Below are 23,057 nucleotides of genomic sequence, written 5' to 3' on the forward strand. Positions count from 1 at the left end.
CCTTTCAGCGTGGGAGGCCTTCCGGCCACGGAGGGAGAGGGATGTTGTGTGCGGCCATGTGGTCGCGCTGGATGCCGATGAACGCCCGATAGCCACGGTTCTCGGCTTCGAGGGTGTCCAACCGCGCGTCTGTGCGTTCGCGGTAGCGGGCGAGCTCTTCCTGCAGCTGATCGATCAGCTGGTTCTGGGATGTCGACTCCACGGTCGCCGCGGCAACCTGCGCGTCACGCCGCGACCGGCGGTCAGCGACCCTGTGCCCGACGATCGCGCCGACGAGCAGGCCGACCGCGCCGATGATCGCGATGATGATGTCCTCGCTCACACCCACCCCCAAGACGGGGTGCACATGAGGATGAGCGCCGCGAGACCGACGGCCAGGAGCACGCCGAACCCGATCCACTCCCGAAGAGGGATCGGGTGTCGGCGTGCCTGCCCGTGCTGGATGTTCGAGCCACGCATCAGACCCCGAGCGCCTTCCGGGTGCGCGGACCGACGATGCCATCCACGGTGAGACCCGAACGCTGCTGGAACTCCTTCACCGCGGCCTTCGTCGCGGGCCCGTTGATCCCGTCGACAACGAGCTTCCCCGCGTACAGCGGGTAGTTGCTCTTCAGCTTCGCCTGCACGGCACGGATCAGCGCATCACCCGACGAAGCGGGCGGGAAGCCCGCCGCATCTGAGCGCGGTCCCCAGATGCCGTCAGCGGTCAGCCCGTGCGCCTTCTGGAACGCGCGGACCTTCGAGTCCGTCTCCGGCCCCCAGATGCCATCCTGACCCGCACCAACAACACGCTGCACGTCCTTCACGGACCGGTTCACGGTCACGTGACCGGATGCGGTCGCAGCGCCACCAGCCGCGAGAGCGCCCGTGTACTCGTAGTGCCACGGCTCGACCTTCGAGAACCCGTACCCTGCCGGGTTGAAACCGAAGCTGGGTGCGTTCGCACGCAGCCACTTCGCGCGGGTCGTTCCCGACCGGGTGACACCCGCATCCGATCCAGAATCGCGGAGGTCGAGAGCACGCGGACCCCGCGGGCCGGACTCTTCGTGGTTCGAGTATCCAGGAGGGGCGGCGAGGTTGCCCTTCCCCGCGAGGTACAGGTCACGCAGCCGCTGCTGCTCAGCCCGGGTGCGGGTCCCGGAAGACACCAGCAGGTCGAGCTTGAACTTCGCCATGAACGCGGCACGCATCCGCTCGAACGCGGCCGCGACGTTCTTCTCCACACGCTGACCATTGATGGTCGTGTACTGGTAGGCCACGATCGGCCTCCTCTCAATCGGGTATGCGAAAGCCCCCGCACGCGACGGGGCTCGGGGGGTGGGTTCAGGCGCCGGCCTGGATGACCAGCACGCGCCGGTTCTGTTCCGCGCAGATGACACGCTGACCGACTGTGTGCGGCACGAGCGACTGTGCCGGAGTCGGGATCGGGAGCCCGTCCCCGTCGATATCCCCGTCGAGGTTGATCAGCAACGGGGACAGCTGCGCCACCGTGCCGTACCGGATCGTCGCGACCCGGGCCATCCGGGCGATGATCTTCTTGAGCGTCTCGACGACGGGCCCCATCGGGTCGGCCATCACAGCACCTCCCGCCACTCCGCGGCGATGTCGGCATCGAAGGTGAAGTTTGTCGACATGCGCTGCACGGTCGCCAGACGCTGGCGCCCGTCCTCGGGGATGAACTGCACGAGCGCGTTCTGTTCCAGCTGCAGTAGTGCGTGCGTGACCGTCAGGCGCGAGACTGGGTCCATCCCGTCGCGCAGCTTCCGTGCCGCGTACGTGTCGATCACCGTCTGCGACTCCGCTTCCACACCTTCCTCGGTCGCGGTGATCCACCGGCCACGCGCCTGGAAGCTGAACGGCGACTCTGGGTTCTCATTCACCGCGACACCGACAAGCGGCGGAGTCTCCTCATCTCCCTGCGCGACCGCGATGAACCGGTTCGGGACCGACGTCATGTCCCGCTCTGACGTCCAGTCCGGGAAGTGCACGGATGTCTCACCGTGCTCGAAGCTGTACGACATGGGCCGCAACGACGGGTCAACGTACGGCTCTACCCGGAACAAGCCGCTGCCGTCACACCACAAGCTCCAGTAGCCGGCGGCTTGAAGCAGGTCGTTGATGATCCGCAGCTTCGACGTGCCCGCCTCCCACGTGAGCGCCGATGACAGCACAGCATCCGAGTCAGTGACCGCGACCCGCGTCTCCCCCGTGGAGACGATCAGGTCCCGCACGGTCGCGACGATCTGCGCGCCCGCGGTGAGCGAGTACCGGTCCTCGACGGTGTCCTCCGCGATGACGTTCATCTTCGTCAGCAGACCCACCTCGAAAGTGACACCGAACGCCGTGTGCTTCTCCGACGGCGACGACAGCAGGTAGGTGCCCCAGGGCCACGAGTCCTCACCGTTGTGGAAGATCGCTCTGACGCGGTTCGACATCCAGTCGATGGCCTGGCCGCGCTGATCGAGCGTGAGACTCCCGGACCCGCCGAGCGTCGACTGTGCGACGATCTCCCCCGACCCCCCGGTCACCCCATCCAGGGCACCGAGGGGTCGATCGTGGGAATCGAGGAGCTCGAACGACCAGGAACGCATGTCACTCCTCTGTCGCTTCAGTCAGCGTGAAGCTGTACCCCCAGAGCGAGTTCCATCCGTCCGGATGCCACTCTGACCCCTGGCGGCCCAGCTGGATCTGCCCGATACCGCCAAAGATGCGGCGCCCGTCCGGGTCACGGAACAAGAACAGCGGCTCCGGAACCTGTGCGAGCTCGGTCAGCTTGTCCGCAGATGCCGTGTCGTCCTCGAGGTCGGATGTCGACCCCGTGACCGCGACGATCCGTTCAAGCGCTTCGCCAGTGAGAACCACCGGCAGCGGCCTTCCCGCGAACTGCTTCGATGCTCGCGCACGGCCCGCAGTGATCGTGTACTGCGGGTCGAACGGCAGCCTGCATGTGGTCATGAACCCCGCCCCACCGCTGAGCCACAGGGCGCCCGAACGGGCGGGCACGATGATCTCCGTCACCGTCGCCGCACCCTCCGCCGTGAACCCGGTAGCCCGGTACACGATATCCGCGTACGACGGGGACCGAGAATCGATGAACGTCGCACCCGCAGGGCCATCCATCAACGGCACCCACCGTGTGCCACTCAGCCGTTCGACGGTCATCCGCACCGCCGCAGGAGGCAACGGGGCCACGACCTGCACGTCCGTTGTGTCGGGGACCGCATCCCACAGCACCACACGCCCACCCGTGGTGAGGTCGTCGACCTCGATCGGTCCCTCGATGCCACCAGGTGCGACAGTGAGGGTGACAACCCCGTTCTCCTCCGACCACTCTCCGAGGAAGATCGGCGGAGCCGGCGGATCGAACACGACCGTGAACGCCTGCTCGGCCCACAGCGACATGACATCGCCAGTCGCGGCGCGCGCCCGCACCTTGAAGTCCCCCTGCGCGAGACGAGACGTGAACGTGAACGAACCCGTCGCCCCCGACCCAGAACGCGCCTCGATGACCGTCCCCGCGGCGGTCTGCAGCTCGAGCTCCCACGAGGACTGCGGACGCCCCTCCGGCTGAAACCACGACCAGGTGACAGTGAGGGTGGACGCATCCCAGTCGGTGTCCGGCTGTGTGATCGCGACACCCGGCCGGGTGATCACCGTCACCACAGCCACCGCAGACCACGGAGAGAACGCCGGGTCGGTGCCCTTCGTGCGTACCTGCCACTCGACATCGCCGAGCGGGAGGGACACGTCACGGAAAGCAGCGGTGGCGCCCGTCAGGGTCGTCCACGATCCACCGACAGGACGCCACTGCAGCTCGTACGCAGACTGCGCAGACGAGTCCACCGGGTTGTGAGTCCACGACAGCCGCACGGCAGCGTCAGACGCCCGCACAGCCCCGTTCGGAGCCAGGTTCACAGGCGCGGCCGGCGGGGCGATCAGCTGCACCGTGTTCGACGACGCCGACCATGCGCCCTGCACCCCACCAGGGGCGACGCCGCGCAGCTTGTACGTGTGCGGGACGCCCGGATCCGGAGCGACATGCGTCCACGGCAGCGACACGTTCGTCGCGACGACTGTCGTGTCGTCCATGACATCGAAGCCGGTCACGAACGGCGGGACCGTCGACGCCTTCACGACGATGTCCATGCCCGAACGCGTCGCCGACACGCCCGTCGGTGCCACCGGAGACGTGTAGACCGTGGCGGTGGCCGACCATGCCGACGTTCCCGCGGCAGCCACGCCCGCGACACGGTACCTGTACTTGTGCCCTTCTGAGGCGGTCGTGTCCGAGAAGGACGTCACATTTCCCGACGGCGCACCAACCTGCTGCCACGCGCCATCATCCGTCTGACGGTGCACCACCGCGCTGGTCGTCGTCCCAGCCTTCGACCAGGACAGGTCGATGCGGGTATCCGAAACTCGATTGAGGGTCAGCCCCGATGGCGTCTGTGGGATAGTCGGCAGCGTCAGGACGGCCGTGTGCGCCTCGTTGATGTTGCCGTACGTCAGTGTCATTCGCACCGTGACCGACGCGTTCCCATTGCCGTCATGGTTCACGGTCAGGAAGTACGGGCCGTCGTTCCAGCCCGTCATCCCGGAAGGCAAAAACGGTGACGCCGAATGCCGACCGAGCTCCCCAACACCATCGATCGACGCGATCTGCACACCAGCGCCGTTGAAGTACGAGCCGGAGCCCTTCGACATCTGGTTGTACGCGTACACCGTCGACTGGTTGGCGCCGACGTTGGTCGAGTACCGGTCGTAGACGAGCTTGAACGTGACGAACGGGCTCGACTTCGATACCGAGATCTCAGGCACAGGCCACCCCCTCCGGGTACGCGAAAGGGCGAGACCAATCGGTCTCGCCCCTCCCTTTGGTTCGTCAGATCGTCGGGAACTCCGACCGCATCTGCTGACGCGACGGGAATCGACCGTCAGCAACCTCCTCGAGGTACGCGACGAAGTCGCGATCCCCGACACGGAGCACCATCGTCGACCCCGCCTGCAGGCCAGCCTTCAGTGCACGGGACTCGTCGTGAGTGAGTACCGCTTCCGGCTTCCCGGACCGGTTCACGGCCATGCCACCATGCGGCAGCCACCCGCCTTGGTCGTACAGCTTCGGCACCACACCACCGTTCGCCATCGCAAGATGGACGTGGCTGTAGTGCTGCGCCTTCACCTTCGGCGACCATCCCGAGAACGAGCGGCCGTTGAGCAGCTGCGCGGACCCCGCCGGCGTGTAGATCAACTCCGACGCGTTCGGGAACAGCGACCGGATCGCGTTGAACGTCGCCATCGACGCCGGGACGACATCGATCGCCCGACCCCGCATGTGATACGAGCCCTTCGCGCCATTCGCCGCCGTGTTCTGTGCGACGCTACGGAACCCCGACGTGAGCCGCGCCCCAGGGAGCGCGTTGTGCACGATGTTCCACATCGCCTGCCAGCCCATGCCCGGCACACCCTTACCCGGGGCGCTCTCGAACACCTTCGCGAGGTTCTTCACAAGGTTGATCGGCATCTGACCGACCGTCTTCATGAAGATGTTCCCGCCACTGCCCATCAGCGGCCGGATGATCCCATCGACGATGTGCTTCTGGATCGCCTTCACCGGGTCGGTGAGGAAGTCCCCCACCGTGGATGCCGCGGACACGAGGTTGTCCCACACGTCTCCGGCGAAGTTGCCGAGCTCGCCGAACACGCCACCGTTCTTGAACGCCTGCCCGGTGCGGGCCATGCGGTTCAGCATGTCGACCCCGGCAGGCCCGCCCACCGCGCGGGTGAACTCGGGGCGCATGATCGCCTCACCACCCGACAGCGCCAGGCGCCCACCGGTCGGCGAGAAGAACTGATGAACATCCCGCCCCGGCGTGTACCCGGGCAGGACACCACCGCTGGCGAACTTCACCAGCGGTGCCTTCGCGAGCTTCATGTCCTTCAGCCCAAGCTCGGTCACCAGGTCATTCCAGAACGAGCGGAGCCCGTTGTTCCACACCGTGTCGAGGACGAAGTTGATCGGCACCGCGGCGGCCTTCTTGATCCCGTCCCAGGTCTGCTCGATCGACGACTTCGCGATCTCGAACCCCTTCGCGATCAGATCGATGCCCTTCTTGAACGGAGTGAACACGTTCGTGTCGATCCAGTTCCACGCGGCCTTCATCGCATCCGAGATCGCCTTCCACACCGGCTGCACCACGTTCACGTTCAGCCACGTGAACACGTCCCCCAGCACCTTCAGCCCGATCCCGATCGCGTCGAGGATCGGCTTGATGAAAGTCCCAAAGACCCACTGGAACGCCATCCCGATCGCATCGATCACCGGCTTGATGATCGTGGACCACAGCCAGCCGAACGCGGCTCCAATCGCGTTCAGCGCCGGGCCGATCGCGTTCTCCCACAACCAGCCCGCGACGGCTCCCCAGAACCGGAAGTAGTTCACGATCACATCGAACACGAGCTTGATCACACCGCCGACGAAGTTCACGACGCCGGCGATCCCGTCGAACACGGGCTTCAAGATCGTCTCGTACAGCCACGTCGCGATCTCCCCGATCGCCTGAAACACGGGCTGTATCACGTTCTCCCAGGCCGCGGTGAAGAACCCGGAGATGTTCGCCCAGGCCTCGCCCAGGAAGCGGGTGAACTCCTCCCACACGGCCTTGCCCGTCTCCGTCTGGGTGAAGAAATAGACCAGACCCGCGACGAGTGCAGCTATTGCCGTCACGATGAGCATGATCGGGTTGGCGTTCATGACCGCGTTGAAGGCGGCCTGCGCGGCAGCGCCGACTTTGGTTGCGAGCATCCACTTCGTCAGCCCGCCGGCGGCCGCCACCGCGGACGCCGTGCCCATGGCAACGAATCCGGCGGTGACGACACCGATGCCGATCGCGAGAGGCGTCAGCCAGTCGGAGTTCTCGCCGACCCAGTCAACGAGACGCACGATCGACTTGAACGCGTCGTTCACGAATGCGGTCACCGCTGCGAACATCGCCGTGATCTGCGGCTGGTACTTGGCGATCAGGTTCGCCAGGCCGCGAGTGACCGCAGTCCCGAGATTCGCCTGCGCGGTTCCGATTCCGTTGGTGGCGTCTTTGGCCTGATCCGCGAAGGACGCGAACTTTCCGAGGCCGTTCTCGTTCAGATCGATGATCGCTGCGTTGAACTGGTCGAAGGTGACGTCGCCGTTCTTCATCGCCTCGTACAGGTCGGTCTGCTTCGCGTTCGCCCCGAGCAGCGACTTCGACAGCTGGTCCATCTGACCTGGCATCGCCGACACCATCGACCGCCACGCGGCCATGTCGACCTTGCCCGTCGCGAGCTGCTGCGAATACTGCTCCATCGCGTTCTGCTGGATCTCGGTGGCCTTGCCGCCCGCCAGCAGCGCATTGTTCAGCGCCAGCGACAGATCGGTCGCCTGCGAGAGTCCACCGGTCAGCGGGGCCAGCTGCTGCACGACGCCAGCCATCGCATCTAGCGACGTCGGCAGGCCCGTGAGCCGGTCAGACATCGTCTGAATCGACTTCGCCGCCTCACCCGACGAGTACCCGAGATTCTTCATGATCTTCGGGAAGTTGTTCATGATGTCGACGCGCTTGATCGCACTGTCGATCGACCCCATGACGGTGTTGATCGCCTTCGATGTCACCGCGGCGACCGCGCCACCGACGGCGCCCGCGAGGACCGCCCCCATCGTTTTCCCGGATCCTGTCAGCGTCGATTGGACGTCAGGACCGCCGAGAGCCTTCTTGATGTCGCCAGCGACACCGGGCATCTTCGTGTAGAGGGCTACGTAGGCGTTCGCGATCTCCGCAGCAGTAGTCATACGTCCCCCTCCCCTGCCCGATACGATTCGGGCATGAAGCACAAGAAGCTCATCGGTGGGATGAACACGTCGGTCATCCTGCGGTTCTCGGACGAAGCACAGACGTACGAGATCTTCAGCCCCTGGAAGAACGGGAACGCGAGGCCGAGCCTCAAGCGCCCCGTCGACGTCGTCGCATACGGCGACTTCATTGCATACACGACCTATGTAGCCACCGACGCGCGGCATAAGTCCGGCCTCGGCCGCGCCGCCGGACTAGGGGTTCTGTTCGGTCCCGCCGGCGCGATCGTCGGCGCGATCACCGGCCGCGCCGATTTCGACACCGTGAACCAGATCAGCGTCGCGTTGCGGACCGCCTCCGGAGACCAGTACATCCTGCCGCTGCTGTACGCACCGCTCCGGGGCGAGAAGTCGACGTCAACGACGGCGAAGCTCGCGATGCAGAGCCTCGAGCAAGTGACAGCGAAGCTGGAAGCGACGGGAGCCGCGTTCGACCCGAACCTCTCAGCTCGGATCTGACGCGGCTTCCCGCCGTGCTTGGCGTCGCTCCCACGCGGACGCCTTCGCCGACTCCACGGCCTGCTCAGCTGCGACCTCACCCGCGGCACGCGGGAGGCGCATCGGCTCAGGTTGCTTGCCCTTGCCGCCCGCTTCCGACCATGCGGTCATGCGGATGGTGTGTTCCACCGCCCGAGTCATGTGCGCTTCGGTGGTGATCGCCGCGTCACCACCGATTGCCCGACCGAGGGCGCACCCTCCGGGCAGATGCTCGACGAGGTCCGCGAGCTCGCGCGGGGTTCTTCCTGGTTCGGTACGACCGCCAGCGTCCAGAAGGAGGCGGATGCCGTATTCGGCTTGGAGGGATGCCCGCAGGGCGCTCTCGTTGTTGTTGAGAACGCCCGCGAGCGTCATCAGTTTCCCTGGCCGAGGGCTCCGACGAGATCCCAGACGAACTTCGTGCCGTCCTCCACGCCCACGCGCCCGTTGGTGCCGCGCAGCGCATTCATGACGCGCTTGTAGTCGTCGCCGATGAGGCGTCGCAGCAGGGACGGCATCCGGGATGCGTCCTCCTCGTCGTGGAGTGCGCGCATGTCGTCGAGCACCTCGAAGTCGTCGAGCGCCTCGTGCGGGACGGTCACGACGATGCCGCGGATCGCGACACGGGATGCCTTCACCTTGCGGGTCTTCGGCTTCCCCTCGTCGTCGACTTCACCCGTGGGGGTGTCGATCTCGACCTGCTCCACCTTGGGCTTGTCGTCCTTCGGCTTGCGGTCCTGCGGCTGCTTCGCGCCCTTCGGGACGCTGGTCGATTCGACCTCGTTCGCATCAGCCACGCTCAGGCCCCCGTCTCTTCCAGGTCGGTCGCGAGGTGGGTGTACTCGCCGATGATCTCCCCGATGAACGGGAGCGTCGCGATGTCCGCGTTGTTCAGCACCCGGTCGCCGTTCGGCGCGATCTCGAGGCGCGGGATGATGTACCGCTCCTTCACGGTCGTCTCGTCCGCGTCGTAGAAGTCCAGCACCGCGGCGCGGGCCGTGATCCGCTGGCCGGGGCCGCGGGTCGTCTTCCGGACGCCGGCGGTCACCGTCGAGGTCTTCTCGACGTACCGCAGTCCCATCGTCTGCGCCTTCGACTCGAGCGCGGAGAAGGTGACGGTGGTGCCGGGCTCCGAGATGCGGGTGCGGACGACACCGTTGCCCTGGTGGCCGCGCTTCTTCTCGACGGAGCCGGTCAGCGACTCGGTCACGCCGTCGTCGGACAGCCATCCGACGTCCTCGAACGCGGGGTCGAGCACCCCGTCGATTTCGGTCGGCAGGGTCGTGCCGAGAGGTGCCAGGTGGATGGCGTCGATGTCGGACCCGAAGATCCGCGCCAGTTCAGCATTCACGCCCATGAGCGTTCTCCTTCGGTTTCGCCGACATCAGCCGGCAGCGGTGGTCGCGGCGGGTGCCGCAGCCTGGTCTCGACGCGCGCGCACGCGCATCACGGCGGTGACGGTGTATCGGTCACCGTTGGTATCTGGGTCCGGGTCGAAGTACGGTCCGGCCTGGATGGTCACGCCGCGCACTAGCGGCATTGCTGTGTACTCGTTCAGCAGCAGGTGCTTCGCCTTCGCGGCGTCGTTCGACGCGGTGACGGAGTCGGCTGCGGAGCAGGTCACCGTGATCTGCACCGTCTCCACAGCCCGGTTGTCGGTGCCACCGCCAGTCCGCCACGCTCGCGCGAAACGTGCCGGACGCGGATTCGGGACCTTTGTCGACACGGGCACACCGAGACGCGATCTCAGGAACGCGCCGACCATCGCCTCCGCGTCTGCGAACTCAACGTCCGGCATGACCGACCGCCTTCGTCAGTACCTTGTCGCGCGCTTCCTGCCGTCGGCCTTTCGCGGACTTCGCGCGCACGAACGCGCGTGCTGTGTACCGGTGCGGTACCACGTTCACTTCGAACTCCGGGCCCGCCGCCCGCTGGATGCTGTTGGCGGCAGCCACGACGGCCGCCACGGCCCCGGGGGAGGTCATCACCTGGTTGATGCCGCGCAGCTTTAGCTGCACTCGCACGTCCGTCATGATTCAGCCCTCCACCCTTCGGAGCGTCGCGACGTTCCCGATGCGTCCGAGACGCGGATGCCGCCAGTCCCGCGTGACTCCCTCGACCGTGTAGGCCTTCCCTCGCGCGATCACGAGATCACGGGATCCGAAGATGACATCGGCCGGCATGTACACGGCGGGTTCGACGATGACCCGGTCTTGCCCCTCGCGAGGTTCGGATGTCGACCCCGGGTCGAGCGCGTAGATACCCTTCGTGACCGGGTCACCCCAGGACTCGATCGGGTTCCCGTGCGCGTCCACAGCCCCGGCCACGAACGGCATCCAGAGCACATCCTCGCTGACCTGCCTCACGACGGCCCCACATAGAACGGCGACGTCGACGGAATCAGGTCGATGCTGAACGCGCCACCACGGGCGCCCTGCAGCTTCGCAAGCTCATCGTCCGTCAGCCCCAGGCCACCGGGCACGTCTCCGCCATAGGTGACGGAGTCCGTGAACGGGCCGGTGGTCGTGTTCGCCTGACGGATGCCCTCCGGGTTGCGGAAGACGCGCATCACCATCGCGACGGTGACGTCCTTCGCCAGCTCGAGCAGGTCCGTGCGCGCCGGGGACTCGGCGGCTTCCGCATCGATCCGTGTCTGGATGTCGGGCACCCGGAACCGGATCTCCCGCTCGGCCTTGTCGATCCACTTCTGGACCTTCCCGGTGTCGGTGGGCGCACCCTCACCGATCCACGCGCCGGTCACATCGGTGGGTCCGGTCCAGCTCGCCATGATGCCTCCTCGTGCGGATGGGTCAGGGTGAGGAGGGACGGCGACCGTGGCCGCCGCCCCTCCCAGTCGCTCAGCTGCGCGTGAACGCGACCGAGTCGGAGTCGAGCTGCCCCTTGATGACTCGGACCGCGGCGCTGCCGGCCGTGCCGGCGGGAACCACTGCGGTGATCTGGGTGTCCGAGACCACGGCGAAGCTCGTCGCGTTGGCAGAGCCGAAGCGGACCTGCGTGGCATCGGTGAACCCGGTGCCGGTGAGCGTGATCGTGTCGCCAGCGGCGCCCGTGGTGGGTGCCACCGAGGTCAGGACCGGCTCCACCGGGGAGGCGCTGCCCGACGGCGTCAGCACGCCCGCGGGGAAGCGGGTGCCGTCGTCGCTGTTCAGTGCGGTGATCGGGTTCGCGCCGACGTAGCCGACTCGGAACACGACGCGCAGTGCCTTCGAGTCCTGCTGCATCAGGTTCACGATGACCTTGCCGTCGGCGTCCGAGATGACGCCTTCCTTGAAGACCTCGAACGTGATGTCCTGACGGATACCGATCACGAACTTCGACCAGTCGGCCGCGACGAGGGTGGCCTCGTCGGCGTCCCACGCGCCGTTGTCGATCTCGCGCAGCGGGAAGCCGTACAGACCGGGGCCGCCGTTGTCGCCGATCGTGGAGCCGTAGATCGGGATGCCGTCAGCCGAGCGCACCATGCGCAGCGACCACTGCAGGCCGGGGCGCGAGGCGAAGCCGTTGACGGTGTACCCGTCGAGGGCGACCTTCTCGCCGAGGGCAGCGATGTCGACGCCGATGTCCGCACCGGTGCCGAGGGCGACGGTGTTGCCGGCGTTGACTGCACCGGGAACGACGGCGGGCGTGGTCCAGGATGCCGGCTTGTCGTTGCCGAACAGCACGGCGGCGTCGACGGTCTGGCCGATCGCCTGACGCAGGTAGGGCTTGACCTCTTCCCAGAGGGGCACCTCCGCGTCGTCGAACAGCGCGTCAGGGATGACCACGATCGCCGCCAGCTCCTCGGCGGTGATGATCTGGTTCTTCCACTGCTGCTTCGTGGTCTGCTTGAGCCCGCTGTCACCGTTGACCCAGTACGCCTGCGGCAGAACCGACAGGACGGGCTGGGACTTGGTCTTGCTGGACATCGGGACGCGACGCATCAGCGAGAGGGCGGCCGAGTCCTTCGGCGCCTCCTGGATGATCTCCTTCGCGTGCTCGACGGGCACGAGCGCACCGGCATCGGTGCGGTTGACGGTTTCGTTGTAGCCAGCCATGGGCCGACTCCTTTCAGGGTTAGTTGACCGCGTCGCGCAGCCAGTCGGCTGCGGCGCGCTTGCTCTGGTTGCCTTCGTTCTCGACGTGCAGGCGCGAACTGTCGTTCTGCTGCTCGCCACGGAACGCGATGAGCGCTGCTGCCGATGCCTCGAGCTCCTCCTGCGTGCTGCCCGAGAGCAGCGCGGCAGGGACGCCCTTGTCGGCGGCGACCTCGGCGCGGAGCCGTGCGGAACGCTCGGTGGCGGCCTCTTGCTTCGCCTGGTCCCGTTCGTCCTGCAGCTTCTGCGCCTCGGTCTTCTGCGAGTCTCGGATCGTCGCCAGCTCGGCGGCGTCGGCCTTCAGCTGGTCGTAGTCCGAGTACTTCGCACGCTCCCGAGCGATGCGGGTCTGGATCGCCTTGTCGAAGTCCTCCTGCGACGTGATCGCCTGGAACTTCTGCGGCTGCTCCTGCTGCTGCTCGTTGGTGGTTTCTTCCGTGCCCGTGGTCTGGGCCGTTTCCTCAGCCATGCTGAGCCTCATTTCCGTTTAGGGGCCGTGCGCCCATGACCCCAGAAGCCGTCTGGGTGCGGGCACGGAAGAAACCGTGCAAGTCAATTGATCGGCGCGAGCACCTGCGGGTAGCGGCTACCCGGGCGGTCCTGGATCTCGTAGAACGTGGGCACCGTCGTGCAGTTGCAGTCGTCGTGGAACGACGCCGCGAGTTCCTGCGCACCTCGCGCGCGGATGCCGCCACCGATGCCGCCTGCGCTCCGGTGCCCGTCCTCGTCGAATCCTGTGCGATCTGACCCTCGGCCGATCACGGACCCTGCGGCCTCCTGCGACCTGTAGATGGGCCCGCGTCCGGCGAGCATGATGCAGAAGTCGCACGACTTGTGCGACTGCGCGCGCTCCGGATGCACGTGCCGCGACCAGCTGACCGCCGCTACCCGACCGGATCGTGCGTCCTCCTGGGCGAGTAGGTCGATCGTCTGTCGGGACGGCTGCAGCATGAGTCGCTGCGCTGCGCCCAGGAGCAGCGACTCGAACGCCTCCCAGTCGGCTTCGGCCGTGAACAGTCCATTGACTGCCCACCGCACGACGCCCTCGGACTGCTTCGTCTTCGCCGGTTGCGCGAACACCGCTCGCACGCTCCCCGCCGACGGTGGCAGATCGCGCACCATGTCGTAGAAGTCCGCGCCGATCACAGCCGCGGTATCGCCGAATGCCGTCATGAAGTCCGGGAAGTACCGCAACAGCACGTCACGGACCGCAGCCGGGTCGGAGGACAAGCTGAACGTGGAGAGCACGTCGCGGAGCTGCGCCTGACCGAGCGAGACCAGCGACGCCTGCGCAGTGCGGAACTCCTCGATCTGCGCAGACGTCGCCATGTCACTCCTCAGACTTGATCGTGATCGGCTGGCCCGGGATGAACTTCACCCCGTCCAGGCCAGCCATCCGCGCAGCGTCATCAGCTTCGACACCAGCACGACGGAGCACACCAAGCGCATCCGCCCTCGCCTTGAGCACCTGCGCGGCGCTCAGATCACTGGCTGGCTGGCTGGCTGGCTGGCTGGCTGGCTGGCGCATCCTGCCGAACGCCACGCGCCGCCTCCACCAACTGCGCGATCCGATCCGACGCACCATTCCGCTTCTGCTCCGCCTCCAGTTGCGTGATCTGCTCGAGCGACAGGCCGGCGTACTGCCGACCCACGCGCGTCGTCGCGAACGACGGATCCGCCGTCGAGAGTTTCGAGTACGAATCCGCGCGAGCCGACGGAGACACGATCGCCGGGTCCGTGAACTGTGCGCGCAACGTCCGTAGTTCGTCGGGGAGCTCTGTCAGCCCGTCTCGGAGCATGACGCCCATCTGCATCGCCGAGACCGCGCCGAACCCCCACAGGGTGTTCGCGTCACGCGTCGTCGTGATCAGCGTCTCCTTGGCCGCGAAGATCGCATCCGCGGACGACGGGTTCGACGCGTCAGCGAACCGCACTTCAAGGTCCTGGTCGTCGGCGAACAACGCCTGCCACATCCGCAGCTGCTCCGTGTGCGGCTGCGGGGATGCCCCCGTGAACCGGTGGAGAGCGGGCTGCTCGTCCTTGTCCTCGACATCGAGCGCTTTGATGCGCCCCATGATCGCCGACCACCGGTCACTTCCCACGAACTGTTCCACGCCGGGACCGAACAGGTAGGTCTCCGGTGACGCATAGAACTCCGAGTTGACTTCGGACCGCACGATCGACCGCAATCCCGCGTCGGCGAAGTACATGCTCGGGCGTGTGATGCGGGAGTGCCCGAGAGGTCGCCGCAGCTCGTACTTGTGCACGAGAGGCGCCACGGGTACACGACGCAGGTTGTGCGACAGCGTCCGGACCGTCCACCGTGCTCCGACCTTCTGGATCGTGTGCACCTTGAAGGGCGTGTAGACGATCATCGCGGTCGCTGCACCATCATCGTCCGTGTCAACGACCGACAGGAACGCGCGCAGTCGCCGACGACGTGTGTCCCACAGCGCTGCCGAGTCCTCCGCATCCCGCGGCATGATCAGCACATCCGGCTCGTCCGAGAGCGTATCGCCGTGCGTCACCGTGAGGAAAGCGCAGCCATGCACCGCTGACGACACCGATGCTGCCGGGAACTCGGTCAGGAACCGGTTGTCCCACATCAACTGCTCGACGCCGAAAGGGTCGTCAGCCCCCGATGCGGACACGAACCCCTCGAGGCGTGACCGGTCGGTGACCGCGTGGACGCCCTTCGCGTGCCACCCGAGCGCCGCCTTGATGCCGCGCATCTGCGGCGGCAGCGAGATTCCGAAGTCCTTCAGCGCCTTCTCGCCGTCGTACCGGGTCGAACGCTCGACGTTCATCGGACGCCGCGCCTGCCACACCTTGACCAGTTGCTTCAGCAGATCAGTGTCCTCGCCGAGGTCCACAGGTGGAGCACTGAGAATCATCGTCACAGGATCACCCCGCCTCCCTCGCGCGCATCGCGCGGCTTCTTGCCCGTCCGTGCGCCGTAGAGCGCGAGCGAGACAGCTTCGACCGGGGTCTCATCACCGGCCGGCGACGCCCACCCCCACGCCCCATCACGGGTGCGTTTCTCCTGGATCGACTTCTTCGCCGACTCGTCCAACTGCGCCTGACCTTCGCCTGCCAGGTGCGTCAGCGACAGCTGACCGTCGAGCTTCGCCTCACGCGCGGCCGCGGTCGACTGCTCGAGCAGCATGCCGCATGCCTCGAAGTACTGCGGCGACGACGCGACAACGATTCGCCGGCGCGGCACCTTCCGCTCGATGAGCAGCCGTTCCAGCACCAGCGCACCTGCCCGGCCCGACAGAACGATCGCCGAGGCGCGCTTCCACCGCGGCATTCCGTCGACCTTCTGCGCGAACCAGTCCGCGAGCGGCTGTAGCGCCGCATCCACCGGACCCTGCCGCGCGTCGATGAGCTCGACGTGTGCCCGCTCGCCCTCGACGATGCACCCGCCGAGGGACACCTTCATGCCGTCCGCAGAGAACGCGACACCGAACGCGCGCGCGCCATCGATCGGCGGCGCGTCGACGGCCAGCATCGGCCACGACTTCGACAACGGTCCATCGCCGTCGAGCTCCTCATCCCAGATCCCCAGTCCCTCACGGGACCAGTCGGCCGGGTCGGTCAGATTCTCACGCAGACGGAGAATCGCCTCCCACGGCGTGCGGTGCGGGAACGACGGATTCGCCTTCGCGAGCACCTTGCGGTCCTCGACGTCGTCGCCCTGGTTCGCCCCGACCTCCACCCACAGCGTGTCGAAGTCGACGACCTCGCCAGCTGCGCGGCGCTTCTTAACATCGAGCGCCTTCTTGCGACGCGCCTTGAACACCTCGGCCGGGTCATCCGGCTTCGGTGGGGTGCCCATGTAGATGATCAGCGGGTTCTTCACCGTGTTCGCTGCCGGGATCATGTCCGACAGCGCCTTCGCCTTCAGGATCTGGCACTCGTCGAAAACGACAATGCTGACGCCGGGGATACCGCGGCCGAACCCGTGTTCCCGGGCGCCGAACATGATCCGAGACCCGTTCGTGAAGACGATGCGCTGCTTTCCGTTGCCGCCACGCACCTGCCGGATGTACGGGGCGATGCGGCGACGCTTCGCCAGCGCCGACAGCGTCTCGAACGTCTCGTCCGACGTCGCCGAGTGGTGCGCGGTCCACAGCACCTTGATCCTGGGGAACAGGATGCACAGCGCGAAGATGATCGTCCCGATCGTGAACGTCTTCCCCACCTGCCTGCAGATGGAGATCAGCACACCGCCGATGCCGGCCGCGTACAGGCCACCCTCACGCTTCGCGAGGATTGCGCGTCCGAGGCCCTTCTGCCAGGGGTCGTGCTCGACCCCCATCTTCCGGCACTGCGCCTCGACGGCGGGGTATCCGGTCGTCTTGATTCCCGATGGCACCACCAGGTGCTTCGCAACGTCCGACAGCTTCGGCTCAGAGTTCGTCGGGGTCGAGGTCTTCGTCGGGGACGGACTCGGCATCAGAATCCTCCCGCTCCCGTGCCGCGAGATCCTCGAGCTGCTGCATCGTCTCGTTCAGCAGTCGCACGTTCGGCGGCAGATCCCTCGGCGTCATACCCGCCGCGATCTTCTCCGCGAGCTGATCCCGCAGCGCCTCGAGGTACGCCTTCCGGTTCCCCGACCGAGCCGCCTCGATCAGCGTCATCGGCGGCGGTGCGGCCGCGTTCATCCACGCCCGGAGCGTTGGCCGCGACACACCCAGAGCAGTTGCCACCTGGGAAATCGACTTGGCAGCCCGCGCCTTCTCCACAGCGTCGCGCTTGAACGCCTCGTCGTATGTGCGCCGCCCGCGAGATTTCGCGGAGGCAGGGGCCCCGACCGCGTGCAGCTGCGCTTTCGCATTCGCCATGGTCGCTCACCCCCTGGAAAGTGGAAAATCCCCGGGGAGAGATAGGCCCAATGCCGCGGGTGGGCCTGTGGGCCCGGGGAGGGGGGTGGGGTGCCCAGGGGTGGCCCGCGGTCACCAGATCGGGGATGCGGTGACGGTTCGGGTCGTCGTCTTGGCGCCGTGGAGCTTCTCGCGTGCTTCGGCGATGGTCATGTCGGACTTGAACTGGTTGCACTTGCGGTGCATCAGATGCGTGTTGCCCCGGTCGTAGGGTGAGCCGCCGCGTGAGCGTGGCACGTCCTCGTCAACCTCGCCTCGCATCGGATCAGGCATGCACCCGATGCAGTCCCGCGATGGGCACTTCTTGCCGTGCTCGCCGGCGATGAAGTTGAGAGTCTTGTCCACATGCTGATCACAGAGTGCACAGTCGTGCTCTTCGGCCTTCACCCGTGCGACGACCTGACGACGTCGGTGGCCGTTCGCGTTGTGCAGCGGGGCGACCATGCTGCTAGCCGAGGGTGAACGCGTGCCCGGTCGGGAAGCTGTCTCCCCACGCGATGCCACCATCCACGGTGGTCAGGTCGACGGCTACCCGGTTCCCGTCGGGGGTCACCGTGTTGACGCGGGACGGGCCCTGTTCGGACTGGACGATGTCCCCGTGGGTCAGCTGGGATGCGGTCTTCGTGGTCATGATGATCTCCTCTGGGTCAGCCGAAGCGGTTCGTGATGTAGACGCCGAGGCCGCATGACGCCGCAATGGACTGATCCTGCGGCATGATGACGTCTCGGCCTGCCCGCCCGGTCTGCTCGAGCGTCGCATTCGTCCACTCCGCGCCGACGACCCACGCGACGACGTAAGGGTCCTCGCCGGGTCGGACGACCTGCAGGTACTCGCTGATCGCCTTGCTCACCTTGTCACGTGCTTCGGCCGCTTCGGGAGTGAGGTAGCTCGGCTGCTGCTCATCGTCATCGTCCATCAGATCTCCTCCCCGTGGTGCCATGCCCGGAAGCGCGGCGCGCAGTCCGGATGCGTGGCCGGCGGGATGCGCGTGAACACCCACCCGATGAAGGGGCCAGCCCACGACATGCCACACGATCATCCCCGTCACGCCGATCGCCATGCCGGCCGCGAGCTTCACAGCTCCCCGATGCGGTGACGCTGATCGATGATCGTCGCGCCCTGGTCGAGCAGGCCGGCGAGGTAGCGGGTGCCGCAGCTGCCGCAGTACGCGAGCGAGCGGCCCGACGGCATCCGGGCGTACAGGTAGGCGCGGACCGATGGACCGCAGCGATCGCACGTGTCCTCAGCGACCTCGATGACCGTGGTCATGGCTCATCCGTGAGCTCATCGATCGGTTCGACCGGGTCGCAATGCAGGACAGCGGCGAACAGAGACGGACGCGGAACACCACACCCCGGGCAAGGCCACGACATGACCGCCTCCGCTCCGAGACCATCAGGAAGAGTTGCCACGCGACCCCATCAGCGGGTGCTTACCTGCCTCGGCGTGACGCATCGAGCGAACTGGGGACCGAGGTTCCAGACGTGGACTTCTGCGCACGACAGCCTGCAGGCCAGGGTCGGACCCTATCCGACCCACCCATCACGCGCATTGAGCGATCGACGGGGCTCGAACCCGCTACCTCCTGCTTGGAAGGCAGGTGCCCGGCCAGATGGGCTTCGATCGCGCTGCACCCTGACACGACGAAAGCCCCACCCATAGGCGAGGCTTTCAGTCACTTCTTGTGCAAGACACAGTCTACACACGATCCGCGGCCACGTTTCCCTGATCAGCTCGGCGAGTCGCCAGGAGGCGCTTCCCAACGCGGGTTCCATCCCATGAGTCGAACCCGGGGTTCTGCACCGACAGCGACGTACGACATCGGATGCTCCCCGCACCGGTGCAGTCCGCTGTGATCAGCGTCTCCCCCGCAGTGGTGGTCACCGGTGGGCGATGTCCACGCGAAGCGACACTGCGCAGTCATGATGCGCCACCTTCAGCTGATCCGTCGCGATGATGCGAACATGCGCAACCCACGATCTCATCCGTCTTCCCATCCAGCGCGCGGCCATCGCAGGCGTCATGCTTCCCATCCCGGCAGTCGGGCCCCAAGGTGCCGACCGGGCGGACGTAGTCGAAGGTGACGTACTCGTCCTCCCACGTCCAGTCCACGTCACCGTCCGGGAAGTCCTCATCGCGCAGCAGCAGCTCGTGCTCGACGCCTGCGTACGAGTCGGCCAGATCGGTCGCGTCGATCCACGGCTTGATCCAGCACTCGGCGTGGCTGGTGAACTCGTGGCCGCACGGCCAGTACTCGTGATCGCATCCGTCCTCCGGGTACTGGTGACACCATGCGCTCTCGTCCCCCGGGCAGATGAACTTGCCACCCTCGATGCGGTGCTGCACGGAGGGGAACGCCGACAGGTCGGGCATCGTCGGCTGCTCGGGCGTCGGCGCGGGCTCACTGTCCCGCCCCGCCACCTTGTCGCATGCAGGGCACCCGATGGTGTCGGTCTTCGTGATGTGGTCGTGCTCAGTCATGGCTCTTGCTCCCGTCCTCGCGGTCTGTGCGCTGGTAGTGCGCCCGGAGGTCGGCCAGTTCCTCGACGCCGAGCACCTCACGGCGCAACTCGTCCAGGATCGTCAGTGTGCGCTCCGTGAAACAGTCGGCTCGTACCAGCCGTTCCATCGCGAGATCGACACCGCGCAGCACGGGGTCGAGGGCGATGGGTTCCGATTCTCCGGGGTAGAGGTTCATGATTCGCTCCCGTTCTCGCGGTCTGTGGTGAACTCGTCACCGAACGGATCTCGGTGCATCCCGCGATGACCGCTCCCACGGACACACCGCGCGGACGGGCTATCCGAGAGCCGCTGATCAACATTCGGATCGAACTCCGGGCACCGACTCATCGCTCTGCACTCCCGTCCGGGCGGTCTGTGCCGCGTCCCATCTCGCCCAGGAACTCGCACCGGTCGAACTCGGCTTCAGCCTCGTCCGCGATCAGGCGGAGCATCGCCGCCACCTGGCGCGGGTTCTGGTTCGTCCAGATGCCGAAGTTCCCGGCCTCGTCCACGGCTACTTGGATCGCGGACGGACCGCGCCCTGGCGACGACTCAAACCGTGTGCCGGTGATGTGTGCGGTCTGATCGGTCATGATTCCTCCTGGCGTCCTGGTGCGGGGATGCACCGTTCGAAGCACTCGGTGATCCCAAGCGCGGATTCCTTCTCGGTGGGTTCGGTGCGGCTGTCGTAGAAGCCGTTCCGTGGCATGCCTGACACCTCAGCGAACCGGTGCACGACCGTCTCCACGCCGTCGGCGACATATCCGTGCTCGACAACCCAGCCGCTCACGATGCGCCCCCGTTCTCGGTCGTCTTCGGCCGCCCCACCCTGCTCTGCATCTCGTCCCGCACCCGCACGACATCGCCCCGCCGGAACATGCGCGTCATCACCCCGGCGATCACCACCGTGCCCTCGTGCTCGATCAGGCCCTTCCCGATCCACCGGCGCAGCGTCCGCTCCGACCCGGCCAGCTGTTCCGCCTGCAGCTTCGTGATCAGCGGATCCGACCACTCCGGCCGCGCGATCGCCACCACCACCGGATCCGGATCCGCCTCCCACGACGGCTCCCCCTTCGTGCGACGCTCCACACCCCACTTATCGACCGCGTCCTGCACCGACCAGAACGGGCGGACTCCGTCGACCAGCGGGTTCCGGTCCAGGAACCCGATACCGAGGATCCGGACGTTCTCGACGTCGTTCACCAGGTCCGGGAGGCACCGCTCGAGCTGATAGTCCGTGTGCCGGCCCCAGTCGTGCAGGGTGTGCCCCAGATCGTTCAGAGCGTCCAGGAGGTCCGCGTCCACCGGGGCCGGCGCCTCCACCTGCTGCGCACGACCACCCGGCGCCTTATCCGTCGGAGTCGCCTTCATCGGATCCGCCAGCGACCGCAGACGCCCATACAGGTCACCCGAATCACGGACCAGCGTCCGCAGCCGGTAGAAGCACGAGTCGCAGATCAGCGCGTGATCGCGGGCGGGACGCTCAGCACACCCCCAGCACTTCGACACGTACACCTCACCGGCCGCCTCCGCCGCCTGCACCTTCGCCTGCTCCTCGCACGCCGCGTAATGCAGGCCGCGCACCTTGCACCCGCGAATGCACACCCGGTCGCTCACGGTCACGTCCGCCATGACAGCACCTCCCGAACCTCGACATCCGGCCACTTCTCCCGAGCGCACGCCGCGGCCGTCCCCTCATGACGATGCCTGTGCCCACACCCGAACGCCTGATCGCCGATCACCGGGTCCTCGACGTGCAGCACCGCGACGACCGTGTGCGTCCCGTAGCGCGCCGACGTGTAGTGGTCCAGCTCAACTCGACGGTCAGACATAGCGCGCTCCCTCCACGACACGGCGGACTGTCCGCAGCCCTCCGCGGCGGCCGACGGCCAGCACGGAGAGCGCGGTGTGCTCACCGCTGAGCAGGGTGATCGCGAGCTCACGCTGCCACGGCATCAGCTCGACCCCGATGCTCCGCGCGAACGCGTCGACCTTCTCGGCCGGCGTCGGCTCCGGCGGGTCGGTGCACACGCAGTCCGCTTCGAGGTCAGGGTCACGGCTCACCATCACGAACCCGAACCCCTGGCAGATGCCGCAGTCCGGCTTCGGCTCAGAACGGCGTGTCATCACCGAACCCTCCCCACTGATCCGCCGGCGGCTCCGACGTCGCCCAGTCGCCGTCACCGGCCGGCGCGGATGCCGCCGGACGCTGACCGTCCGCGCGCGCCGCCCGGGTCACCTGCGCGGTCGCATACCGCAGCGACGGACCGATCTCATCGACCTCGAGCTCGATCGCCGTCCGGTTGTTCCCCTCCCGGTCCTGGTAGGAACGCTGACGGAGGCGTCCCTGCGCGATCACACGCATGCCCTTCGTCATCGACCCGGCCACGTGCTCCGCGAACTCCCGCCACACCGAGGCCCGCAGGAACAGCGCGTCGCCGTCCTTCCACTCCCCCGACGCCTTGTCCAGCGTCCGCGGCGTCGACGCGATCGTGAAGTTCGCCACCGGGAGGCCGTTCTGCGTGTACCGCAACTCCGGGTCAGCGGTCAGGTTCCCCACGACCGTGATGATCGTCTCCCCGGCCATCAGTCCGCCTCCTCCACGATCGCCGACTCGATCGCCTCTTCGGTCTCATCGGATTCAGCAATAGCCGTCAGGAGCTCGGCCATGTCGCGGAGGAAGTCACCCAGTTCGGCGTGCTCGGCCGCGTTCCCGACGGTGATCTTGATGTCGGTCGATGCGTCTTCTGAGTCGATTTCGACCATCAGGCGCATCGGGCCCACCGGACCGAACGCGACCGTCTGCAGCGACACCTCCGAACCGCTCGGCGGATAGTTCACGATGTTGATGCTCAGTTCGTCCTTGGTGCTCATGCTGCTGTCCTCCTCGATCCTGCGGCCGCCGCCTCCCGACGGACCCGCTGTGCTGTCTCTCGTGCTGTCTCCCCGGCCTCCGCCAGCAGGCGGACCCGGAACCGGTGGTCCTTCGCGAACCGCATCACCGTCAGGTCGATGAAGTCGCTCAGAGCGTCAGAAGACTTCACCCCACACCCCCTCGCCGTCGTCCTCGTCGTTCTGCTCGTGCCATCCGGCGAGACGGTCCTCGTACACCCGGCGCTGCAGCCACTCGTCGCGGAGAAGACGCCTGTCCCGGCAGGGCCCGCACTTCTTCTGACCGGCCCCGTGCGGCATGTGCTCGTCGCAGAACATCGGCG

At 66.8% G+C, this 23,057-nt stretch carries 33 protein-coding genes and 1 tRNA gene; 1 reads left to right on the top strand and 33 read right to left on the bottom strand.

The genetic code is table 11. The features are described 5' to 3' along the window. Window positions 1-4 precede the first annotated feature (4 nt). The 6 genes from BGN97_RS13075 to BGN97_RS13100 form a co-directional block, all read right to left on the bottom strand. Window positions 5-322: a hypothetical protein gene (locus BGN97_RS13075; RefSeq protein ID WP_292702298.1), complete on the bottom strand. Its 318-nt coding sequence runs from the start codon at window positions 320-322 to the stop codon at window positions 5-7. 136 nt (window positions 323-458) lie between these two features. Continuing rightward, complete coding sequence (locus BGN97_RS13080) at window positions 459-1,259, bottom strand: peptidoglycan-binding protein (protein WP_292702301.1); 801 nt, start codon at window positions 1,257-1,259, stop codon at window positions 459-461. 64 nt (window positions 1,260-1,323) lie between these two features. Next, entirely contained in the window at window positions 1,324-1,575 is a 252-nt protein-coding gene (locus BGN97_RS13085; RefSeq protein WP_292702303.1) for a hypothetical protein, read from the bottom strand. Further along, the gene (locus tag BGN97_RS13090; RefSeq protein WP_292702305.1) at window positions 1,575-2,528 is read right to left on the bottom strand and encodes a hypothetical protein; all 954 of its coding nucleotides are present in this window, start codon (window positions 2,526-2,528) and stop codon (window positions 1,575-1,577) included. Before BGN97_RS13090 ends, BGN97_RS13085 begins: the two co-directional genes overlap by 1 nt. Window positions 2,529-2,592: 64 nt before the next feature. Continuing rightward, complete coding sequence (locus BGN97_RS13095; RefSeq protein WP_292702308.1) at window positions 2,593-4,818, bottom strand: fibronectin type III domain-containing protein; 2,226 nt, start codon at window positions 4,816-4,818, stop codon at window positions 2,593-2,595. Between the two features lie 64 nt (window positions 4,819-4,882). After that, window positions 4,883-7,822 (bottom strand): tape measure protein, encoded by a 2,940-nt coding sequence (locus BGN97_RS13100; protein WP_292702310.1) that lies wholly within the window; start codon window positions 7,820-7,822, stop codon window positions 4,883-4,885. 33 nt (window positions 7,823-7,855) lie between these two features. Between BGN97_RS13100 and BGN97_RS13105 the strand changes: the two genes are divergently transcribed. Next, the gene (locus BGN97_RS13105; protein ID WP_292702313.1) at window positions 7,856-8,341 is read left to right on the top strand and encodes a hypothetical protein; all 486 of its coding nucleotides are present in this window, start codon (window positions 7,856-7,858) and stop codon (window positions 8,339-8,341) included. Here the strand turns inward: BGN97_RS13105 and BGN97_RS13110 are convergent. The 27 genes from BGN97_RS13110 to BGN97_RS13240 form a co-directional block, all read right to left on the bottom strand. Beyond that, window positions 8,327-8,734: a hypothetical protein gene (locus BGN97_RS13110; RefSeq protein WP_292702316.1), complete on the bottom strand. Its 408-nt coding sequence runs from the start codon at window positions 8,732-8,734 to the stop codon at window positions 8,327-8,329. The two genes, BGN97_RS13105 and BGN97_RS13110, sit on opposite strands and share 15 nt — an antisense overlap. Beyond that, window positions 8,734-9,156: a hypothetical protein gene (locus tag BGN97_RS13115; RefSeq protein ID WP_292702319.1), complete on the bottom strand. Its 423-nt coding sequence runs from the start codon at window positions 9,154-9,156 to the stop codon at window positions 8,734-8,736. The genes BGN97_RS13110 and BGN97_RS13115 overlap by 1 nt, the downstream gene beginning before the upstream one ends. 2 nt (window positions 9,157-9,158) lie before the next feature. After that, window positions 9,159-9,716 carry a hypothetical protein gene (locus BGN97_RS13120; protein ID WP_292702321.1) on the bottom strand — a complete coding sequence of 186 codons (558 nt, stop codon included), beginning with the start codon at window positions 9,714-9,716 and terminating at the stop codon, window positions 9,159-9,161. A gap of 27 nt (window positions 9,717-9,743) precedes the next feature. Beyond that, complete coding sequence (locus BGN97_RS13125) at window positions 9,744-10,157, bottom strand: hypothetical protein (RefSeq protein ID WP_292702324.1); 414 nt, start codon at window positions 10,155-10,157, stop codon at window positions 9,744-9,746. Next, window positions 10,144-10,392, bottom strand: a complete 249-nt coding sequence (locus BGN97_RS13130) for a hypothetical protein (protein WP_292702326.1) — start codon at window positions 10,390-10,392, stop codon at window positions 10,144-10,146. The genes BGN97_RS13125 and BGN97_RS13130 overlap by 14 nt, the downstream gene beginning before the upstream one ends. A 3-nt stretch (window positions 10,393-10,395) precedes the next feature. Next, window positions 10,396-10,725 carry a hypothetical protein gene (locus tag BGN97_RS13135; RefSeq protein ID WP_292702329.1) on the bottom strand — a complete coding sequence of 110 codons (330 nt, stop codon included), beginning with the start codon at window positions 10,723-10,725 and terminating at the stop codon, window positions 10,396-10,398. After that, entirely contained in the window at window positions 10,722-11,147 is a 426-nt protein-coding gene (locus BGN97_RS13140) for a Gp19/Gp15/Gp42 family protein (RefSeq protein ID WP_292702331.1), read from the bottom strand. The genes BGN97_RS13135 and BGN97_RS13140 overlap by 4 nt, the downstream gene beginning before the upstream one ends. A gap of 70 nt (window positions 11,148-11,217) precedes the next feature. Continuing rightward, window positions 11,218-12,534, bottom strand: a complete 1,317-nt coding sequence (locus tag BGN97_RS13145) for a phage major capsid protein (protein WP_292702335.1) — start codon at window positions 12,532-12,534, stop codon at window positions 11,218-11,220. Then, on the bottom strand, window positions 12,434-12,922 hold the full coding sequence (locus tag BGN97_RS13150; RefSeq protein WP_292702339.1) for a DUF4355 domain-containing protein: 489 nt from the start codon (window positions 12,920-12,922) through the stop codon (window positions 12,434-12,436). The genes BGN97_RS13145 and BGN97_RS13150 overlap by 101 nt, the downstream gene beginning before the upstream one ends. Window positions 12,923-13,005: 83 nt before the next feature. Beyond that, a complete protein-coding gene (locus BGN97_RS13155; protein ID WP_292702342.1) occupies window positions 13,006-13,782 on the bottom strand; it encodes a hypothetical protein in 777 nt (258 codons plus the stop codon). Between the two features lie 155 nt (window positions 13,783-13,937). Further along, window positions 13,938-15,347, bottom strand: coding sequence for a phage portal protein (locus tag BGN97_RS13160; RefSeq protein ID WP_292702346.1), 1,410 nt, complete (start codon window positions 15,345-15,347; stop codon window positions 13,938-13,940). A 2-nt stretch (window positions 15,348-15,349) separates the two neighbouring features. Beyond that, entirely contained in the window at window positions 15,350-16,831 is a 1,482-nt protein-coding gene (locus BGN97_RS13165; protein ID WP_292702349.1) for a terminase family protein, read from the bottom strand. A gap of 34 nt (window positions 16,832-16,865) precedes the next feature. Continuing rightward, complete coding sequence (locus BGN97_RS13170; protein WP_292702351.1) at window positions 16,866-17,300, bottom strand: transposase; 435 nt, start codon at window positions 17,298-17,300, stop codon at window positions 16,866-16,868. 111 nt (window positions 17,301-17,411) lie between these two features. Beyond that, window positions 17,412-17,783, bottom strand: a complete 372-nt coding sequence (locus BGN97_RS13175; RefSeq protein ID WP_292702354.1) for a hypothetical protein — start codon at window positions 17,781-17,783, stop codon at window positions 17,412-17,414. 4 nt (window positions 17,784-17,787) lie between these two features. After that, the gene (locus BGN97_RS13180; RefSeq protein ID WP_292702356.1) at window positions 17,788-17,970 is read right to left on the bottom strand and encodes a hypothetical protein; all 183 of its coding nucleotides are present in this window, start codon (window positions 17,968-17,970) and stop codon (window positions 17,788-17,790) included. A gap of 16 nt (window positions 17,971-17,986) precedes the next feature. Next, window positions 17,987-18,256, bottom strand: a complete 270-nt coding sequence (locus BGN97_RS13185; protein WP_292702359.1) for a hypothetical protein — start codon at window positions 18,254-18,256, stop codon at window positions 17,987-17,989. A 158-nt stretch (window positions 18,257-18,414) separates the two neighbouring features. Next, on the bottom strand, window positions 18,415-18,609 hold the full coding sequence (locus tag BGN97_RS13190; RefSeq protein WP_292702361.1) for a hypothetical protein: 195 nt from the start codon (window positions 18,607-18,609) through the stop codon (window positions 18,415-18,417). A 285-nt stretch (window positions 18,610-18,894) separates the two neighbouring features. Continuing rightward, a tRNA-Gly gene (locus BGN97_RS13195) sits at window positions 18,895-18,967 on the bottom strand. A 293-nt stretch (window positions 18,968-19,260) separates the two neighbouring features. Continuing rightward, window positions 19,261-19,821, bottom strand: coding sequence for a hypothetical protein (locus tag BGN97_RS13200; protein ID WP_292702364.1), 561 nt, complete (start codon window positions 19,819-19,821; stop codon window positions 19,261-19,263). Further along, a complete protein-coding gene (locus BGN97_RS13205; RefSeq protein ID WP_292702368.1) occupies window positions 19,814-20,038 on the bottom strand; it encodes a hypothetical protein in 225 nt (74 codons plus the stop codon). Before BGN97_RS13205 ends, BGN97_RS13200 begins: the two co-directional genes overlap by 8 nt. A gap of 148 nt (window positions 20,039-20,186) precedes the next feature. Beyond that, a complete protein-coding gene (locus BGN97_RS13210; RefSeq protein ID WP_292702370.1) occupies window positions 20,187-20,435 on the bottom strand; it encodes a hypothetical protein in 249 nt (82 codons plus the stop codon). Further along, entirely contained in the window at window positions 20,432-20,632 is a 201-nt protein-coding gene (locus BGN97_RS13215) for a hypothetical protein (RefSeq protein WP_292702373.1), read from the bottom strand. Before BGN97_RS13215 ends, BGN97_RS13210 begins: the two co-directional genes overlap by 4 nt. Beyond that, window positions 20,629-21,474: a hypothetical protein gene (locus BGN97_RS13220; RefSeq protein ID WP_292702376.1), complete on the bottom strand. Its 846-nt coding sequence runs from the start codon at window positions 21,472-21,474 to the stop codon at window positions 20,629-20,631. Before BGN97_RS13220 ends, BGN97_RS13215 begins: the two co-directional genes overlap by 4 nt. Beyond that, on the bottom strand, window positions 21,462-21,674 hold the full coding sequence (locus BGN97_RS13225; RefSeq protein WP_292702379.1) for a hypothetical protein: 213 nt from the start codon (window positions 21,672-21,674) through the stop codon (window positions 21,462-21,464). The genes BGN97_RS13220 and BGN97_RS13225 overlap by 13 nt, the downstream gene beginning before the upstream one ends. Further along, the gene (locus BGN97_RS13230; protein WP_292702382.1) at window positions 21,667-21,969 is read right to left on the bottom strand and encodes a hypothetical protein; all 303 of its coding nucleotides are present in this window, start codon (window positions 21,967-21,969) and stop codon (window positions 21,667-21,669) included. Before BGN97_RS13230 ends, BGN97_RS13225 begins: the two co-directional genes overlap by 8 nt. Continuing rightward, a complete protein-coding gene (locus tag BGN97_RS13235; RefSeq protein ID WP_292702385.1) occupies window positions 21,953-22,429 on the bottom strand; it encodes a single-stranded DNA-binding protein in 477 nt (158 codons plus the stop codon). The genes BGN97_RS13230 and BGN97_RS13235 overlap by 17 nt, the downstream gene beginning before the upstream one ends. Next, window positions 22,429-22,716, bottom strand: a complete 288-nt coding sequence (locus tag BGN97_RS13240) for a hypothetical protein (protein ID WP_292702387.1) — start codon at window positions 22,714-22,716, stop codon at window positions 22,429-22,431. The genes BGN97_RS13235 and BGN97_RS13240 overlap by 1 nt, the downstream gene beginning before the upstream one ends. Between the last annotated feature and the right edge of the window lie 341 nt (window positions 22,717-23,057).

This window comes from Microbacterium sp. 69-10 (assembly GCF_001897945.1).
Classification (GTDB): domain Bacteria; phylum Actinomycetota; class Actinomycetes; order Actinomycetales; family Microbacteriaceae; genus Microbacterium.